13 protein-coding genes, 4 tRNA genes and 1 pseudogene are annotated in these 18,560 nt (G+C 62.9%); 17 read left to right on the top strand and 1 reads right to left on the bottom strand.

Annotation, left to right across the window (positions count from 1 at the left end; translation table 11 throughout):
- The first annotated feature begins 131 nt into the window (after positions 1-131).
- From PV762_RS12170 to rpoC, 13 genes are all read left to right on the top strand, one after another.
- Positions 132-217 (top strand) — tRNA-Tyr (locus tag PV762_RS12170).
- 82 nt (positions 218-299) lie between these two features.
- A tRNA-Gly gene (locus PV762_RS12165) sits at positions 300-373 on the top strand.
- Between the two features lie 71 nt (positions 374-444).
- Positions 445-519 (top strand) — tRNA-Thr (locus tag PV762_RS12160).
- Positions 520-567: 48 nt separating this feature from the next.
- Positions 568-1,758, top strand: a complete 1,191-nt coding sequence (gene tuf, locus PV762_RS12155; protein ID WP_377158110.1) for an elongation factor Tu — start codon at positions 568-570, stop codon at positions 1,756-1,758.
- A gap of 17 nt (positions 1,759-1,775) precedes the next feature.
- Positions 1,776-1,851, top strand: a tRNA-Trp gene (locus PV762_RS12150).
- Between the two features lie 146 nt (positions 1,852-1,997).
- Positions 1,998-2,381 (top strand): preprotein translocase subunit SecE, encoded by a 384-nt coding sequence (gene secE / locus PV762_RS12145; protein ID WP_088409115.1) that lies wholly within the window; start codon positions 1,998-2,000, stop codon positions 2,379-2,381.
- A 22-nt stretch (positions 2,382-2,403) separates the two neighbouring features.
- Complete coding sequence (nusG, locus tag PV762_RS12140) at positions 2,404-2,988, top strand: transcription termination/antitermination protein NusG (RefSeq protein ID WP_088409116.1); 585 nt, start codon at positions 2,404-2,406, stop codon at positions 2,986-2,988.
- Positions 2,989-3,200: 212 nt separating this feature from the next.
- Complete coding sequence (rplK, locus tag PV762_RS12135) at positions 3,201-3,632, top strand: 50S ribosomal protein L11 (protein WP_088409117.1); 432 nt, start codon at positions 3,201-3,203, stop codon at positions 3,630-3,632.
- A 1-nt stretch (position 3,633) separates the two neighbouring features.
- Positions 3,634-4,341 (top strand): 50S ribosomal protein L1, encoded by a 708-nt coding sequence (gene rplA / locus PV762_RS12130; protein ID WP_421035269.1) that lies wholly within the window; start codon positions 3,634-3,636, stop codon positions 4,339-4,341.
- 289 nt (positions 4,342-4,630) lie between these two features.
- Positions 4,631-5,158 carry a 50S ribosomal protein L10 gene (rplJ, locus tag PV762_RS12125; protein WP_421035268.1) on the top strand — a complete coding sequence of 176 codons (528 nt, stop codon included), beginning with the start codon at positions 4,631-4,633 and terminating at the stop codon, positions 5,156-5,158.
- Between the two features lie 49 nt (positions 5,159-5,207).
- Positions 5,208-5,588: a 50S ribosomal protein L7/L12 gene (gene rplL / locus PV762_RS12120; protein ID WP_067278882.1), complete on the top strand. Its 381-nt coding sequence runs from the start codon at positions 5,208-5,210 to the stop codon at positions 5,586-5,588.
- A gap of 380 nt (positions 5,589-5,968) precedes the next feature.
- Positions 5,969-10,090, top strand: a complete 4,122-nt coding sequence (gene rpoB / locus PV762_RS12115) for a DNA-directed RNA polymerase subunit beta (RefSeq protein WP_088409120.1) — start codon at positions 5,969-5,971, stop codon at positions 10,088-10,090.
- 18 nt (positions 10,091-10,108) lie between these two features.
- Positions 10,109-14,326, top strand: coding sequence for a DNA-directed RNA polymerase subunit beta' (gene rpoC, locus PV762_RS12110; RefSeq protein ID WP_421035267.1), 4,218 nt, complete (start codon positions 10,109-10,111; stop codon positions 14,324-14,326).
- A gap of 85 nt (positions 14,327-14,411) precedes the next feature.
- On the opposite strand, the gene PV762_RS12105 is transcribed toward rpoC, so the two are convergent.
- Positions 14,412-14,915, bottom strand: a complete 504-nt coding sequence (locus tag PV762_RS12105; RefSeq protein ID WP_421035265.1) for a PIN domain-containing protein — start codon at positions 14,913-14,915, stop codon at positions 14,412-14,414.
- Between the two features lie 234 nt (positions 14,916-15,149).
- Between PV762_RS12105 and rpsL the strand changes: the two genes are divergently transcribed.
- The 4 genes and pseudogenes from rpsL to PV762_RS12085 form a co-directional block, all read left to right on the top strand.
- A complete protein-coding gene (gene rpsL, locus PV762_RS12100; protein ID WP_067278874.1) occupies positions 15,150-15,524 on the top strand; it encodes a 30S ribosomal protein S12 in 375 nt (124 codons plus the stop codon).
- Positions 15,525-15,683: 159 nt separating this feature from the next.
- The gene (gene rpsG / locus PV762_RS12095) at positions 15,684-16,154 is read left to right on the top strand and encodes a 30S ribosomal protein S7 (protein ID WP_088409123.1); all 471 of its coding nucleotides are present in this window, start codon (positions 15,684-15,686) and stop codon (positions 16,152-16,154) included.
- Between the two features lie 69 nt (positions 16,155-16,223).
- Positions 16,224-18,326, top strand: a complete 2,103-nt coding sequence (gene fusA, locus PV762_RS12090; RefSeq protein WP_088409124.1) for an elongation factor G — start codon at positions 16,224-16,226, stop codon at positions 18,324-18,326.
- A gap of 157 nt (positions 18,327-18,483) precedes the next feature.
- Positions 18,484-18,560: pseudogene (locus PV762_RS12085) on the top strand (elongation factor Tu); the annotation flags it as partial.

Here is an 18,560-nt window from a genome sequence, read left to right as displayed (position 1 = left end):
GCGGCTGCGTGGCGGGCTGGAAGTCGGGCAGAGTCTCTCTTGCCGGAGAGCGTCAATCGCACGCACGCAGTTCCCGGTGGAATTTTTGTTTGCGCCAAAAAATAACGGTGCTATAGTCGTGGGCTTGCCTCGGAGGGGTGGCCGAGTGGTTAAAGGCAGCAGACTGTAAATCTGCCCGCTAACGCGTACGCTGGTTCGAATCCAGCCTCCTCCACCAAGGCAGACCAATGCAAGAGCAACGAGACGGGTGATCGCCACCCGTTTCGCGGTTCGAGCGGTTGGGATTGGAAAACTCCCGGGCGGGAGTAGTTCAATGGTAGAACCTTAGCCTTCCAAGCTAATGACACGGGTTCGATTCCCGTTTCCCGCTCCATCGGAAGTTGAAGGTGTCGTGTCGAGAGATCGACACAGGTTTGCTGATAAGGTCATCAATCCTGTGTCGATGCCCATGTGGCTCAGTGGTAGAGCACTCCCTTGGTAAGGGAGAGGTCGCGCGTTCGATCCGCGCCATGGGCACCACCTCTCTTCTATCCGTTTCTTGATTGATCTGATCGCCAGGAGCGCATGATGGCAAAAGGCAAGTTTGAACGTACCAAGCCGCACGTGAACGTGGGCACGATTGGCCACGTTGACCATGGCAAGACCACGCTGACGGCCGCGATCGCGACCGTGCTGTCGAAGAAGTTCGGCGGCGAAGCCAAGGCGTACGACCAGATCGACGCGGCGCCGGAAGAAAAGGCGCGTGGCATCACGATCAACACGGCGCACGTCGAGTACGAGACGGCCAACCGCCACTACGCGCACGTTGACTGCCCGGGGCACGCTGACTATGTGAAGAACATGATCACGGGCGCGGCACAGATGGACGGCGCGATCCTGGTGTGCTCGGCCGCTGACGGCCCGATGCCCCAGACCCGCGAGCACATCCTGCTGGCACGTCAGGTCGGTGTGAAGTTCATCATCGTCTTCCTGAACAAGTGCGACATGGTGGACGACGCCGAGCTGCTGGAGCTGGTGGAAATGGAAGTCCGCGAGCTGCTGAGCAAGTACGACTTCCCGGGCGACGACACGCCGATCATCAAGGGCTCGGCCAAGCTGGCGCTGGAAGGCGACACGGGCGACCTGGGCGAACAGGCCATCATGCGCCTGGCTGATGCGCTGGACACCTACATCCCCCAACCGGACCGTGCCGTTGACGGCGCGTTCCTGCTGCCGGTGGAAGACGTGTTCTCGATCTCGGGCCGCGGCACCGTGGTGACGGGTCGTGTCGAGCGCGGCATCATCAAGGTCGGCGAGGAAATCGAGATCGTCGGTATCCGCGAAGTCCAGAAGACGACCGTGACCGGCGTGGAAATGTTCCGCAAGCTGCTGGACCAGGGTCAAGCCGGCGACAACGTCGGTATCCTGCTGCGCGGCACCAAGCGTGAAGACGTCGAGCGCGGCCAGGTGCTGGCCAAGCCCGGCTCGATCAAGCCGCACACCCACTTCACCGCTGAGATCTATGTTCTGAGCAAGGAAGAGGGCGGCCGTCACACCCCGTTCTTCAACAACTACCGCCCCCAGTTCTACTTCCGCACGACGGACGTGACCGGTGCCGTGGAGCTGCCGAAGGACAAGGAAATGGTCATGCCTGGCGACAACGTCAGCATCACCGTGAAGCTGATCGCTCCGATCGCCATGGAGCAAGGTCTGCGCTTCGCCATCCGTGAAGGCGGTCGTACCGTCGGCTCGGGCGTCGTGGCAACGATCATCGAGTAATTCAAGTCAGAGGCCACAGGGGCATAGCTCAATTGGCAGAGCGTCGGTCTCCAAAACCGAAGGTTGGGGGTTCGAGACCCTCTGCCCCTGCCAACGATCAGCGATAAGCGAACGTTGGTCCTGGTGGTCAAGCCAAGCCCGCGGGAGTCATCTCGGCGGGCTTTGGTGCTGGTGGATCCGCTCAAATGTTTGGGTGGGTGAATGCCGCGACACAGCGTCGTGGCACGGAAGTGAGTTCAATGTCCAATCCTCAAGTCGAAACCGTCACGACGGGCGCCGACAAGGTCAAGCTGGCCGGCGCCGTGGTGCTGCTGGTCGCGGCGATCGTGGCGTTCTATGTGCTGAGCAAGCAAGGCCCGTGGGTGCAGTGGGGCGCCCTGCTGGCGCTGCTGGCTGCCGCCGTGGCCGCGTTCTTCACGTCGGAGTCCGGCAAGTCGCTGATCGCCTACGGTCAGGATTCGATCAAGGAAGTGGGCAAGGTGGTCTGGCCGACCCGCAAGGAAGCCGGCCAGATGACCCTGTATGTGTTCGTGTTCGTCGTGGTGATGGCGCTGTTCCTGTGGCTCACCGACAAGACGCTGGAGTGGGTGTTCTACGACCTGATCCTGGGTTGGAAGCGCTGAGCGAGAACGGATAGGGACCAAGATGAGCGAAGATCAAAACGTCGTTGCGACCGAGTCGACCGCGCCCGCTGGCCCGGCCAAGCGCTGGTACGTCGTCCACGCCTATTCCGGCATGGAGAAGGCGGTCGAACGCAACCTGCGCGAACGCATCGATCGCGCCGGCATGCAGGACAAGTTCGGCCGCATCCTGGTGCCGACCGAAGAAGTCGTCGAGCTGAAGAACGGCAAGAAGGCCGTGACCGAGCGCCGCTTCTTCCCGGGCTACGTCCTGGTCGAGATGTTCATGGATGACGACAGCTGGCACCTGGTCAAGCACACGTCCAAGGTCACTGGCTTCGTCGGTGGCGCAAAGAACCGTCCGGCGCCGATCTCGGAAGCCGAGGTCATGAAGATCGTCAACCAGATGCAAGAGGGCGTGGACAAGCCGCGCCCCAAGGTCGAGTGGATCGTCGGCGAGGTCGTCCGCGTCAAGGAAGGCCCGTTCACCGACTTCAACGGCAGCATCGAGGAAGTCAACTACGACAAGTCGAAGCTGCGCGTCTCGGTCACGATCTTCGGCCGTGCGACGCCCGTCGAACTGGACTTCGCCCAGGTCGAGAAGGTCTGATCGCGCAAGAAGCGACATGGCGGCCTTGGCCGCCATCGGTGGTTTCAGGAATATGAGCTTGAAGGTGCTCGACGGCGCAAGCCGGCACACCCTTCCGTGACCAGTCCGCAACGAGAGGCGGACAAGAGGAGCAAGGGTAAGTCTCTGACCAGCCCCTTGCGTTAGCACTCAGGCGATGCGGCGTGGCCGTCGCGTTGCCATCAGGAGAAAACATGGCCAAGAAGATTGTCGGCTACATCAAGCTGCAAATCCCGGCTGGCAAGGCGAACCCGTCGCCGCCGGTCGGTCCCGCGCTGGGTCAGCGTGGTCTGAACATCATGGAATTCTGCAAGGCGTTCAACGCCCAGACGCAGAGCTATGAGCCGGGCCTCAAGCTGCCCGTCGTGATCACCGCCTTCGCGGACAAGAGCTTCACCTTCATCATCAAGTCGCCCCCGGCGACCGTGCTGATCAAGAAGGCAGCCAAGATCGACAAGGGCTCGCAGCGCCCCCATCTGGACAAGGTCGGCAAGCTGACCCGCGCCCAGCTGGAAGAGATCGCCAAGACCAAGCAGAAGGACCTGACGGCCGCCGACATGGATGCCGCTGTCCGTACCATCGCCGGCTCCGCCCGCTCGATGGGCATCATCGTGGAAGGTGTCTGACATGGCCAAGCTGACCAAGCGTCAACAAGCCCTGCAGGGCAAGGTGGAATCGACCAAGCTGTACGCGTTGTCCGACGCGCTCAACCTGGTCAAGGAATGCGCCACCGCCAAGTTCGATGAAGCCATCGACGTGTCGATCCAGCTGGGCGTCGACGCCAAGAAGTCGGACCAGGTGGTCCGTGGCGCCGTCGTGATGCCCAACGGCATCGGCAAGACCACGCGCGTCGCCGTTTTCGCCCAAGGCGCCAAGGCTGAAGAAGCCAAGGCCGCCGGCGCTGACGTCGTCGGCATGGAAGACCTGGCCGAACGCGTCAAGGCGGGCGACATGCCCTTCGACGTCGTCATCGCCTCGCCGGACACCATGCGTATCGTCGGTACCCTGGGTCAGATCCTGGGCCCGCGCGGCCTGATGCCGAACCCCAAGGTCGGCACCGTGACGCCCGACGTCGCTGGCGCCGTCAAGAACGCCAAGGCCGGTCAGGTGCAGTTCCGCGTCGACAAGGCCGGCATCATCCACGGCACGATCGGCCGTCGCTCGTTCGACACCGACAAGCTGGAAGGCAACCTGCGCGCGCTGGTCGAAGCCCTGAACAAGGCCAAGCCGGCCTCGAGCAAAGGCATCTACCTCCGCAAGATCGCTGTCTCGTCGACGATGGGCGTTGGCGCCCGCGTGGACGTCGGCACGATCAACGCCGCGGCCGCCGCCTAAGCTGCATTCAATTGAGGCGTCGCGCGAGTCTGGCGCGATGCCGATGAATTGGTGGGCTGGCCGGAATCATCCGGTCAGGTCATCCAAGACCGCTGGCGAGAGATCCCGCAGTTCTGGGGAAATTGCTTAATCGGAGGCTTCCGCTTCCGGCCAGCGCAGATGGCGGTCCCGCTGAAAGGATTCGAATCGCGATTCGTCGCGGTGGGTTCCTGACAGGAGGTCGCTGATTCCGGTGCCCGAGACGCGATGCTCAACCATCGCATCGAGGGCGAAATGTGAGGAGTAGACCTTGAGTCTCAATCGCAACGAGAAAGCAGCCGTCGTGTCCGACGTGGCAGCGCAAGCCGCCAAGTCCCAGACGCTGGCGTTGGCTGAGTATCGTGGCCTCACCGTTGAAGCCCTGAACAAGCTGCGCGTCACCGCGCGTGCCCAAGGCGTGTACCTTCATGTCCTGAAGAACACCCTGGCACGTCGTGCTGTCGCCGGCACCTCGTTCGAGGCTGCAACGGACGCCATGGTCGGCCCGCTGATCTACGGCTTTTCCGAAGACGCTGTCGCGGCTGCCAAAGTCATCGCTGACTTTGCCAAGACCAACGACAAGCTCGTCATCAAGGGTGGTGCCTACGGCGGCAAGGCTCTGGACGTCAATGGCGTGAAGGCGCTGGCGGCTGTCCCGAGCAAGGAAGTCCTGCTGTCGCAGATCGCCGGCCTGCTCAAGTCGCCGGTGCAACGCACCGCGGCCGTGCTGGCTGCCCTGGCTCAGCAGAAGGGTGGCGGCGCCGAAGCCGTTGCCGAAGAAGCTGGCGCCGCGGCCTGATCGACGCTGCATTCGCGCATTCAAATCTCTCTGTATTTAGGAACCTATCATGGCATTCGACAAAGACGCTTTCCTGGCTGCCCTGGACAGCATGACCGTTCTGGAACTGAACGACCTGGTCAAGGCGATTGAAGAGAAGTTCGGCGTGTCCGCCGCTTCGATGGCCGCTCCGGCTGCTGGTGGCGCTGCCGCCGGTGGCGCTGCCGCCGCTGAAGAAAAGACCGAGTTCACCGTCGTCCTGACCGACGCCGGCGCTCAGAAGGTCTCGGTCATCAAGGCCGTTCGCGAAATCACCGGCCTGGGCCTGAAGGAAGCCAAGGACCTGGTCGACGGCGCTCCGAAGCCCGTCAAGGAAGGCATCGCCAAGGCCGACGCCGAAGCCGCCAAGAAGAAGCTGGAAGAAGCCGGCGCCAAGGTCGAACTCAAGTAAGACCTTGTGGGGATCCGGTGACCTGTTCACCGGGTTCCGCACCGCGAGAGGGGTGGCCCCATGGGGCCTCCCCTTTCCTCGTTTCAGGGTTTGTCCTGGGGCGGTTTCGGTTGACAAAGTGCAATCGAAAGCATCGTGCTGTATCATGCACGGTTCTTTCGAGTGTTCTCTGATCCGACTGCAGAGAACGGTTTGGTCGGACCGCGGTCAAGCCGTGCGTCACGCGTGGGGTGCAACGCCCTCCGTGCCGCTCGGTGATCGGGGTTGTCCGCCAGCGGTTGGTAGTGGCCAACCACCAAGCTTCGTGGTGCAACGCCCGAACAGCCAGTCGCCGACGCAGCGCGCCTCCAGGCCAGGGGCGCGCTCGACACGGAGTCTTTATGGCGCAAGCAACCCCCTACAGCTACACCGAGCGCAAGCGAATCCGCAAGAGCTTCGGCAAGCGCGTGAGCGTGCTCAACGTTCCGTACCTGCTGACCATGCAGAAGGAGTCGTATGTCGACTTCCTGCAAAAGGATGTCGCGCCCCTGAAGCGCAAACCGGAAGGCCTGCAAGCGGCGTTCCTCTCCACGTTCCCGATCACGTCGCACAACGGGTTCGTGGAAATGAAGTTCCTCGAATTCAACATCGCCAAGCCGCCGTTCGACGTTCGCGAATGCCAGCAGCGCGGTCTGACCTTCGCCGCGGCCGTCCGCGCGAAGCTGCAGATGATCATCTACGACCGGGAAAGCCCGCAGCCGAAGACGGTCAAGGAGATCAAGGAGCAAGAGGTCTACATGGGCGAAGTGCCGCTCATGACCGACTACGGCTCGTTCATCATCAACGGCACCGAGCGCGTCATCGTCTCGCAGCTGCACCGCTCGCCCGGCGTGTTCTTCGAACACGACAAGGGCAAGACCCACTCGTCCGGCAAGCTGCTGTTCTCGGCCCGCATCATTCCGTATCGCGGCTCGTGGCTGGACTTCGAGTTCGACCCGAAGGACATCCTGTACTTCCGCGTCGACCGTCGCCGCAAGATGCCGGTCACGATCCTGCTCAAGGCCATCGGCCTGAATCCCGAGCAGATCCTGGCGCACTTCTTCGTCTTCGACAATTTCCGCCTGATGGACTCGGGCGCCCAGATGGAGTTCGTGGCCGAACGCCTGAAAGGGGAAGTTGCGCGCTTCGACATCACCGACAAGAGCGGCAACGTGCTGGTCGAGAAGGACAAGCGCATCACCGCCCGTCACGTGCGTCAGCTGGAGCAGTCCGGCACGCAGCATGTGACCGTGCCGGAAGACTTCCTGCTCGGCCGCGTGCTGGCCAAGAACATGGTCGACCCGGACACGGGCGAGATCATCGCCAAGGCCAACGATGAGCTGACCGACTCGCTGCTGAAGAAGCTGCGCGGCGCCGGCATCAAGGACATCCAGGCGCTGTTCACGAACGAGCTGGACGAAGGCGCGTACATCAGCCAGACGCTGGCCTCGGACGAGACCGCCGATCAGCTGGCCGCCCGCGTCGCGATCTATCGCATGATGCGCCCCGGCGAGCCGCCGACCGAAGACGCGGTCGAGGCGCTGTTCAACCGCCTGTTCTACAGCGAGGACACGTACGACCTGTCGCGCGTCGGCCGGATGAAGTTCAACGCCCGCGTGGGCCGCGACATCCCGACCGGTGCGATGACGCTGTCGAACGAGGACATCCTCGACGTCGTCAAGATCCTGGTCGAGCTGCGCAATGGCCGCGGCGAGGTCGATGACATCGACCACCTGGGCAACCGTCGCGTCCGCTGCGTCGGCGAACTGGCCGAAAACCAGTACCGCTCGGGTCTGGCCCGTATCGAGAAGGCCGTCAAGGAACGTCTGGGCCAGGCCGAGACCGAAGCCCTGATGCCGCACGACCTGATCAACTCCAAGCCGATCTCCGCGGCGCTGAAGGAGTTCTTCGGTGCGTCGCAGCTGTCGCAGTTCATGGACCAGACCAACCCGCTGTCCGAGATCACGCACAAGCGTCGCGTCTCGGCCCTGGGCCCGGGCGGTCTGACCCGCGAGCGCGCCGGCTTCGAAGTCCGCGACGTGCACCCGACCCACTATGGCCGCGTCTGCCCGATCGAAACGCCGGAAGGCCCGAACATCGGCCTGATCAACTCGCTGGCGCTGTATGCGCGCCTGAACGAGTACGGCTTCCTGGAGACCCCGTACCGCCGCGTGGTGGACTCGAAGGTCACCAACCAGATCGACTACCTGTCGGCCATCGAAGAAGGCAAGTACGTGATCGCCCAGGCGAACGCGTCGCTGAACGAAGGCGGTCAACTGGTCGACGAGCTGGTCTCCGCGCGTGAGAACGGCGAATCGGTGCTGACCTCGCCGGAACGCATCCAGTACATGGACGTGGCGCCGACGCAGATCGTGTCGGTCGCGGCCTCGCTGGTGCCTTTCTTGGAGCACGACGACGCGAACCGCGCGCTGATGGGCGCCAACATGCAGCGTCAGGCCGTTCCGACCCTGCGTCCTGAAAAGGCGTTCGTGGGCACGGGCGTCGAGCGCGTGGCCGCGAAGGACTCGGGCACGGTGGTCGCGGCGCGCCGCGGCGGTGTGGTCGATTACGTCGACACGAACCGCATCGTGATCCGCGTGAACGACGACGAGACCGTGGCCGGTGAAGTTGGTGTCGACATCTACAACCTGATCAAGTATCAGCGTAGCAACCAGAACACCAACATCCACCAGCGTCCGATCGTCAAGCGTGGCGACAAGGTCGGCGCGGAAGACATCATTGCCGACGGCGCATCGACCGACCTGGGTGAGCTGGCGCTGGGCCAGAACATGCTGGTCGCGTTCATGCCGTGGAACGGCTACAACTTCGAAGACTCGATCCTGATCTCCGAACGCGTGGTGGCCGAAGACCGCTACACCTCGATCCACATCGAGGAACTGGTGGTCATGGCCCGTGACACGAAGCTGGGCAGCGAGGAAATCACCCGCGACATCCCGAACCTGAGCGAACAGCAACTGGCTCGTCTGGACGAATCCGGCATCGTGTACATCGGTGCCGAGGTCAACCCGGGCGACGTGCTGGTCGGCAAGGTCACGCCCAAGGGCGAGACCACGCTGACGCCGGAAGAGAAGCTGCTGCGCGCGATCTTCGGCGAGAAGGCTTCGGACGTGAAGGACACGTCGCTGCGCGTGGACCAGGGCACCAACGGCACGGTCATCGACGTGCAGGTGTTCACCCGCGAAGGCATCCAGCGCGACAAGCGCGCCCAGCAGATCATCGACGACGAGCTGAAGCGCTTCCGCCTGGACCTGAACGACCAGCTGCGCATCGTGGAAGCCGACGCGTTCGACCGTGTCGAGAAGCTGCTGGTGAACAAGATCGCCAATGGCGGTCCGAAGAAGATCACCAAGGGCACCGTCATCTCGAAGGACTACCTGGCCGAGGTCGAGAAGTTCCACTGGTTCGACGTCCGTCCCGCCGAGGACGACATCGCCAACCAGCTGGAGTCGATCAAGAACTCGCTGGAGCAGACCCGTCACAGCTTCGACCTCGCCTATGACGAGAAGCGCAAGAAGCTGACGCAAGGCGACGAGCTGCCGGCCGGCGTGCTGAAGATGGTCAAGGTCTACCTGGCCGTCAAGCGCCGCCTGCAGCCTGGCGACAAGATGGCCGGCCGTCACGGCAACAAGGGCGTCGTGTCCAAGATCACCCCGATCGAGGACATGCCCTACATGGCCGACGGCACGCCTGCCGACATCGTGCTGAACCCGCTGGGCGTCCCGTCGCGGATGAACGTGGGCCAGGTGCTGGAAGTCCATCTGGGCTGGGCCGGCAAGGGCATCGGTCAACGCATCGGCGACATGCTGCAGCGCGAGGCCCGCGTGGCCGAGCTGCGCGACTTCATGGACCAGCTGTTCAACCAGAACGGCGGCAAGTCCGAGGAGCTGGCGCAACTGAGCGACGACGAGATCCTCGGCATGGCCCAGAACCTGCAGCACGGCGCCACCTTCGCGACCCCCGTCTTCGACGGCGCGAAGGAAAGCGAGATCCGCGCGATGCTGAAGCTGGCCTACCCGGACGACATCGCCGCGAAGAAGGGGCTCACGCCTACCCGCACGCAGGCCTTCCTGTATGACGGCCGCACCGGCGAGCAGTTCGAGCGTCCCACGACGATCGGCTACATGCACGTGCTGAAGCTGCATCACCTGGTCGACGACAAGATGCATGCCCGCTCCACCGGCCCGTACTCGCTGGTCACGCAGCAGCCGCTGGGCGGCAAGGCGCAGTTCGGCGGACAGCGTTTCGGCGAGATGGAAGTGTGGGCGCTGGAAGCCTACGGCGCTTCGTACATCCTGCAGGAAATGCTGACGGTCAAGTCCGACGACGTGAACGGCCGTACGAAGGTGTACGAGTCCATCGTCAAGGGCGAGCACTCGATCGAAGCCGGCATGCCCGAGTCGTTCAATGTGCTGGTGAAGGAAATTCGTTCGCTGGGCATCGACATCGAGCTCGAGCGCAACTAAAGAGAACAGGAGAATCGTATGAAGGGTTTGTTGGACCTGTTCAAGCAATTCACGCCGGACGAACATTTCGACGCGATCAAGATCGGGCTGGCCTCGCCCGAGAAGATCCGCTCGTGGTCGTTCGGTGAAGTGAAGAAGCCCGAGACCATCAACTACCGGACGTTCAAGCCGGAACGTGATGGCCTGTTCTGCGCCAAGATCTTCGGCCCGATCAAGGACTACGAGTGCCTGTGCGGCAAGTACAAGCGCCTGAAGCACCGTGGCGTGATCTGCGAGAAGTGCGGCGTCGAAGTCACCCAGACCAAGGTGCGCCGTGAGCGCATGGGCCACATCGAGCTGGCCGCTCCTTGCGCGCACATCTGGTTCCTGAAGTCGCTGCCGTCGCGTCTGGGCCTGGTGCTCGACATGACGCTGCGCGACATCGAGCGCGTGCTGTACTTCGAAGCGTACGTCGTGGTGGATCCGGGCATGACCCCGCTGAAGAAGTTCAGCATCATGTCCGAGGACGACTACGACGCGAAGCGCATCGAGTTCGGTGACGAGTTCATCGCGCTGATGGGCGCCGAAGGCATCCAGAAGCTGCTGGCGGAAATGGATCTCGACGTCGAGATCGACCGCCTGCGCAACGACATGACCGGCTCCGAGCTGAAGATCAAGAAGAACTCCAAGCGCCTCAAGGTGATGGAGGCCTTCAAGCGCTCGGGCATCAAGCCGAACTGGATGGTGCTGGAAGTGCTGCCGGTGCTGCCGCCGGACCTGCGTCCGCTGGTGCCGCTGGATGGCGGCCGCTTCGCGACGTCGGACCTGAACGACCTGTACCGCCGCGTCATCAACCGCAACAACCGTCTGGCCCGTCTGCTCGAGCTGAAGGCGCCTGAGATCATCGTGCGCAACGAAAAGCGCATGCTGCAGGAAGCCGTCGACTCGCTGCTGGACAACGGTCGCCGCGGCAAGGCGATGACCGGCGCGAACAAGCGTGCCCTCAAGTCGCTGGCCGACATGATCAAGGGCAAGAGCGGTCGCTTCCGTCAGAACCTGCTGGGCAAGCGCGTCGACTACTCGGGCCGTTCGGTCATCACCGTGGGCCCGACGCTCAAGCTGCACCAGTGCGGCCTGCCGAAGCTGATGGCGCTGGAGCTGTTCAAGCCCTTCATCTTCTCGCGCCTGGAAGCGATGGGCATCGCGACCACGATCAAGGCCGCGAAGAAGGAAGTCGAGAGCGGCACCCCCGTTGTCTGGGACATCCTGGAAGAGGTCATCAAGGAGCACCCGGTCCTGCTGAACCGTGCGCCGACGCTGCACCGCCTGGGCATCCAGGCGTTCGAGCCGGTGCTGATCGAAGGCAAGGCGATCCAGCTGCACCCGTTGGTCTGCGCTGCGTTCAACGCCGACTTCGACGGTGACCAGATGGCTGTCCACGTGCCGCTGTCGATCGAAGCGCAGATGGAAGCCCGCGTGCTGATGCTGGCGTCGAACAACGTGCTGTTCCCCGCGTCGGGCGAGCCGTCGATCGTGCCGTCGCAGGACGTGGTGCTGGGTCTGTACTACGCCACCCGCGAACGCACCAACGGCAAGGGCGAGGGCATGGTCTTCTCGGACATCCCCGAGATGATCCGCGCGCTGGAAAACGGCGCGGTGGAGATCACCGCCAAGATCAGCGTGCGTCTGACCGAGTACGTCAAGGACGGCGAGGAATGGGTCGCCCAGACCAAGCTGACCGACACGACCGTCGGTCGCGCGCTGTTGTCCGAGATCCTGCCCAAGGGCCTTCCCTTCTCCAACATCAACAAGGCGTTGAAGAAGAAGGAAATCTCCAGGCTGATCAACACGTCCTTCCGCAAGTGCGGCCTGAAGGAAACCGTGGTGCTGGCAGACAAGCTGCTGCAGTCCGGTTTCAAGCTGGCCACGCGCGCGGGCATCTCGATCGCCATCGACGACATGCTCGTGCCCAAGCAGAAGGCCGAGCTGATCGACCGCGCCGAGAAGGAAGTCAAGGAGATCGAGCAGCAGTACGTCTCGGGTCTCGTGACGGCCGGCGAGCGCTACAACAAGGTCGTCGACATCTGGGGCAAGACCGGTGACGAGGTCGGCAAGGTCATGATGTCGCAGCTGTCCAAGGAAAAGATCCTGGACCGCAACGGCAAGGAAGTCGAGCAGGAATCGTTTAACTCGATCTACATGATGGCCGACTCGGGCGCGCGGGGTTCCGCGGCGCAGATCCGTCAGCTGGCCGGCATGCGTGGCCTGATGGCGAAGCCGGACGGCTCCATCATCGAGACGCCGATCACGGCGAACTTCCGCGAAGGCCTGAACGTTCTGCAGTACTTCATCTCCACCCACGGTGCTCGTAAGGGCCTGGCGGACACGGCGCTGAAGACCGCGAACTCGGGTTACCTGACCCGTCGTCTGGTCGACGTGACGCAGGATCTGGTCGTGACCGAGACCGATTGCGGCACGGACAACGGCATCAACATGCGCGCGCTGGTGGAAGGCGGTGAGGTGATCGAGTCCCTGCGTGACCGCATCCTGGGTCGTGTGGCTGCGATCGACGTCGTGCATCCTGAAACGCAAGGCGTTCTGCTGACCGCCGGCAACATGCTGGACGAAGACATCCTGGACATGCTGGAAGCTGCCGGCGTGGACGAGGTCAAGGTCCGCACCCCGCTGACCTGTGCCACGCGCTTCGGTCTCTGCGCCAAGTGCTACGGCCGTGACCTGGGTCGCGGCGGCATGGTGAATACCGGCGAAGCAGTGGGCGTCATCGCCGCGCAGTCGATCGGCGAACCTGGCACCCAGCTGACGATGCGGACCTTCCACATCGGTGGCGCGGCGTCGCGTGCGGCGGTGGCCTCCAGCGTGGAAGCGAAGTCGGACGGCATCATCGGTTTCAACGCCACGATGCGCTATGTGACGAACGGCAAGGGCGAGCTGGTGGTGATTTCGCGTTCCGGCGAAATCGTCATCTCGGATCCGCACGGCCGTGAGCGCGAGCGTCACAAGGTGCCGTACGGCGCATTGCTGAACATCAAGGCTGACCAGACCGTCAAGGCCGGCCTGATCCTGGCCACCTGGGATCCGCTGACCCGCCCGATTATCACGGAATTCGCCGGCCAGGCGAAGTTCGAGAACGTCGAGGAAGGTGTCACCGTGGCCAAGCAGGTCGACGAAGTGACGGGCCTCTCCACGCTGGTCGTGATCGACCCGAAGCGCCGCGGCGCTGCCAAGGTCATCCGCCCGCAGGTCAAGCTGCTGGACGCCAACGGCCAGGAAGTGAAGATCCCCGCCACCGATCACTCGGTGACGATCGGCTTCCAGGTCGGCTCGCTGGTCCAGATCCGCGACGGACAGGAACTGGCGCCTGGTGAAGTGCTGGCACGTATCCCGGTGGAAGGTCAGAAGACTCGCGACATTACCGGCGGTCTGCCGCGCGTGGCCGAGCTCTTCGAAGCCCGCTCGCCGAAGGATGCCGGCTTCCTGGCGGAACAGACCGGTACGGTCTCGTTCGGCAAGGAGACCAAGGGCAAGGTCCGCCTCGAGATCACCGATCCGGAAGGTCGCAAGCACGAGCTGCTGGTGCCCAAGGAAAAGAACATCCTGGTGCACGAAGGCCAGGTGGTGAACCGCGGCGAACTGGTGGTCGACGGCCCGGCCGATCCGCAGGACATCCTGCGTCTGTTGGGTATCGAAGAACTGGCGCGCTACATCGTCGACGAAGTGCAGGACGTGTACCGTCTGCAGGGCGTGAAGATCAACGACAAGCACATCGAGGTGATCGTTCGCCAGATGCTGCGTCGCGTGCAGATCGTCAACCCGGGCGACTCGGCCTACATCGCCGGCGAGCAGGTCGAGCGTTCGGAACTGTTGGACACCAACGACCGCCTGCGCAGCGAGGGCAAGCTGACGGTCACGCATGCCGACGTGCTGCTGGGTATCACGAAGGCTTCTCTGTCGACGGACTCGTTCATCTCCGCGGCGTCGTTCCAGGAAACGACCCGCGTGCTGACCGAAGCCGCGATCATGGGCAAGCGCGACGAACTCCGTGGTCTGAAGGAGAACGTCATCGTGGGTCGCCTGATCCCCGCCGGTACCGGCATGGCCTTCCACCAGGCGCGTCGCGCCAAGGAAGAGATGGACGATGCCGAGCGCCGTTCCATCGCCATCCAGGAGGCCGAGGAAATGGCGGCCGTGCAGCTGTCCGCGCTTGACGCGGCCAGCGACGCCGGCGCCAGCGAGTAAGCGCAAGGACATCGAGCCGCTCGCGGCTTGATCCGAAGGCTGCCGTCCCGAAAGGGCGGCAGCCTTTTTCTTTGGCGCACCGGAATCAGCTGGAAGACGTCGCGGCGTTCAGCTTCAGCCAGGCAGCGGGAGACAAAATGGGAAGTCCAAGCTTCGCCGCGCGTTTGGCTACCTTGAGGACGGCCCTATCGCGGGAGATGAGGCTCGTCGGGCGCGAGGCGGCCAAGGCCAGGCCGAGATCGATGAACTTCTGGTCGTCGGTGTCACTACAGCGCGGGCGCGCGATGCCGAGTTCCGGCTCGTTCACGAAGCGGCAATGCTGTTGGAAGGCGTCATCGATGCGAGCGGGATCGGGTGCATAGCGCGCGGCCACGCCGCGGCCGATCACATGGAGAAGCTCCGCCTTCATGGCCAGCGTGGCGGTCCAATGTAAGCGCCGGCTTACTACGGCCGCGATCAAGGGCGCCAGGGTGGTTTCGTCGAAAACCAGCCAGTCCATCACGATCTGCGTGTCCAGGATGACCAGTGGCGCAGGGGTGTCGGCGTTGTCCGGAAGCAGCGGAAAAGCAGTGGAAGCGGCGTCGTTCATAGGGTCCGGGAGCATAGCGCCTTGTGTGTTCGGGATGAACTCGCCTACAATCGCCGGCTCTCCAGCATGTCTTGATGCGTCCCGAGTCCAGGTTTCGAACCGGACCGGGGTTGATTCGAGCGTGGTGCCGCAAGGCGCTGCGCTTTTGTCGCTTGTGGAAGGCCCTCGATATCGCGGGTTTCCGGAAGGCCAGGGTGCGCTGGGGTTGTGACTTCAAACGGGAACAAGTTACTTATGCCAACCATCAATCAGCTCGTTCGCCACGGTCGTGAGACCGAGGTGACGAAATCCAAGTCGCCGGCCATGCAGTCGTGCCCGCAACGTCGTGGCGTCTGCACCCGCGTGTACACCACCACCCCGAAGAAGCCGAACTCGGCGCTTCGTAAGGTCGCCAAGGTGCGCCTGACCAACGGTTTCGAGGTCATCTCGTACATCGGCGGTGAAGGCCACAACCTGCAAGAGCACAGCGTCGTGCTCGTGCGCGGCGGCCGGGTCAAGGACTTGCCGGGTGTGCGTTACCACATCGTGCGCGGTTCGCTCGACCTGCAAGGCGTCAAGGATCGCAAGCAGTCGCGTTCCAAGTACGGCGCGAAGCGTCCGAAGAAGTAAGGCTCAACAGCCAAGGTCTTGGTGGCCGAGAGGTCATCGAATTTTTGCGGCCCGAGTGCCTGTGCACCGGCAGCCGAGTAAGTGGATCCCCCCAGATGTCGGTGGAGATCCCCGGCGGGGCGAAGGCCCTGACCAACTGAAGCATTGAAGGAAGAATCCATGCCACGTCGTCGCGAAGTACCCAAGCGCGAGATCCTCCCGGACCCGAAGTTCGGTAGCGTTGATCTGTCCAAGTTCATGAACGTCATCATGGAATCGGGCAAGAAGGCTGTCGCAGAGCGCATCATTTACGGTGCCCTGGAACAGGTCGAGAACAAGTCCGGCAAGGACCCGCTCGAGATCTTCATGATCGCGATCAACAACGTGAAGCCCATGGTCGAAGTGAAGTCCCGCCGCGTTGGCGGTGCGAACTACCAAGTTCCCGTGGAAGTTCGCCCCGTCCGCCGTCTGGCCCTCGCCATGCGCTGGTTGAAGGAATCCGCGCGCAAGCGCGGTGAGAAGTCGATGGCCCAACGTCTGGCCAACGAACTGCTGGAGGCCTCCGAAGGCCGTGGTGGCGCGATGAAGAAGCGCGATGAAGTCCACCGCATGGCAGACGCCAACAAGGCGTTCTCGCACTTCCGCTTCTAATCAAGACCTCTCTGGCCGCCTCGGGTTACTACTGACCCGATGGCGGCTCCATGCATTTGGAGTGACACCATGTCCCGCAAGACCCCCATCGAGCGCTACCGCAACATCGGTATCTCGGCGCACATCGATGCCGGCAAGACCACCACGACGGAACGCATCCTGTATTACACCGGTGTGAACCACAAGATCGGTGAAGTGCACGACGGCGCTGCCACGATGGACTGGATGGAGCAGGAACAAGAGCGCGGCATCACGATCACGTCGGCCGCGACGACCTGCTTCTGGAAGGGCATGGACATGTCCTACCCTGAGCATCGCTTCAACATCATCGACACCCCCGGACACGTCGACTTCACGATTGAAGTCGAGCGTTCGATGCGCGTCCTGGACGGCGCCTGCATGGTGTACTGCGCCGTCGGTGGCGTGCAGCCCCAGTCGGAAACCGTCTGGCGCCAAGCCAACAAGTACAAGGTGCCCCGCCTGGCGTTCGTCAACAAGATGGACCGCACCGGCGCGAACTTCTTCAAGGTCGTCGACCAGATGAAGACCCGCCTGAAGGCCAATCCCGTGCCCGTGGTCATCCCCATCGGCGCGGAAGAAAACTTCAAGGGCGTGGTGGACCTCTTCAAGATGAAGGCCATCATCTGGGACGAAGCGTCCCAGGGCATGAAGTTCACCTTCGAAGACATCCCCGCTGACCTGGTCGAAGTCGCCCAGGAATGGCGCGAGAAGATGGTCGAGGCCGCTGCCGAAGCCACCGAAGAGCTGATGAACAAGTACCTCGAGACGGGCGACCTGACCGAGGAAGAGATCAAGCTCGCGATCCGCAAGCGGACCATCGCGACCGAGATCCAGCCGATGCTGTGCGGCACCGCGTTCAAGAACAAGGGCGTGCAGCGCATGCTGGACGCCGTCATCGACTTCCTGCCGTCGCCGCTGGACATCCCGCCGGTGGCTGGCACGGACGAAGATGATCAGCCGATCACGCGTCAACGCACCGACGAAGAGAAGTTCTCGGCGCTGGCCTTCAAGCTGATGACCGACCCGTACGTCGGCCAACTGACTTTCGTGCGCGTCTATTCGGGCGTGCTGCAGTCGGGCGCGACCGTCTACAACCCGGTCCGCGGCAAGAAGGAACGTATCGGCCGGATCCTGCAGATGCACGCCAACCAGCGTGAAGAAATCAAGGAAATTCTGGCGGGCGACATCGCGGCTTGCGTGGGCCTGAAGGACGTCACGACGGGTGAAACCCTGTGCGATCCGGACAGCATCATCACGCTGGAGCGCATGGTCTTCCCGGAGCCGGTGATCTCGCAGGCTGTCGAGCCGAAGACCAAGGCTGACCAGGAAAAGATGGGCATCGCGCTGGGTCGCCTGGCTGCCGAAGATCCGTCCTTCCGCCTGCGCACCGACGAAGAATCGGGCCAGACCATCATTTCCGGCATGGGCGAGCTCCACCTGGAAATCATCGTCGACCGCATGAAGCGCGAATTCGGTGTTGAAGCCAACGTGGGCAAGCCGCAGGTGGCTTACCGCGAAACCGTCCGCAAGCCGGTGACCGACGTCGAAGGCAAGTTCGTGCGTCAGTCGGGCGGCAAGGGCCAGTACGGCCACGTCGTGTTCTCGCTGGAACCGCAAGAAGCCGGCAAGGGCTTCGAGTTCGTCGACGCCATCAAGGGCGGCGTGGTGCCGCGCGAGTTCATCCCCGCGGTCGAGAAGGGTGTCATCGACAGCCTGCCGAACGGCGTGCTGGCCGGCTACCCGGTCGTGGACGTGAAGGTCACGCTGACCTTCGGTTCGTACCACGATGTGGACTCGAACGAAAACGCGTTCAAGATGGCCGCCTCGATGGGCTTCAAGGAAGCCTGCCGTCGCGCCAGCCCGGTCATCCTCGAGCCGATGATGGCCGTGGAAGTCGAAACGCCGGAAGACTATGCTGGTACGGTGATGGGTGACCTGTCCAGCCGTCGCGGCATGGTGCAGGGCATGGACGACATGGTCGGTGGCGGCAAGATCATCAAGGCGGAAGTTCCGCTGTCCGAGATGTTCGGCTACTCGACCTCGCTGCGTTCGGCCACGCAAGGCCGTGCGACGTACACGATGGAGTTCAAGCACTACAGCGAAGCTCCTAAGAACGTCGCCGACGCGATCGTCACTGCTCGCGCGAAGTGATGACCTGAGCCGGTGCTTTCGAGTGCCGGCTCGCTTCGTTCTCGATATCGAATCGTCTTCGCAGTGATTCCTCCCGGTTGCCGGTCGCCGGGGTTCCAGGACACTGCGGAAACGCTAAACCAACAGACCGGACAGATGCTCTTTTTGGAGAATTGAAATGGCAAAAGGCAAGTTTGAACGTACCAAGCCGCACGTGAACGTGGGCACGATTGGCCACGTTGACCATGGCAAGAC

The organism is Mitsuaria sp. CC2, assembly GCF_048957715.1.
GTDB lineage: Bacteria > Pseudomonadota > Gammaproteobacteria > Burkholderiales > Burkholderiaceae_C > Roseateles.
Note: the sequence above shows the minus strand (reverse complement) of the source record. Positions and strands in the feature narration are given on the sequence as shown.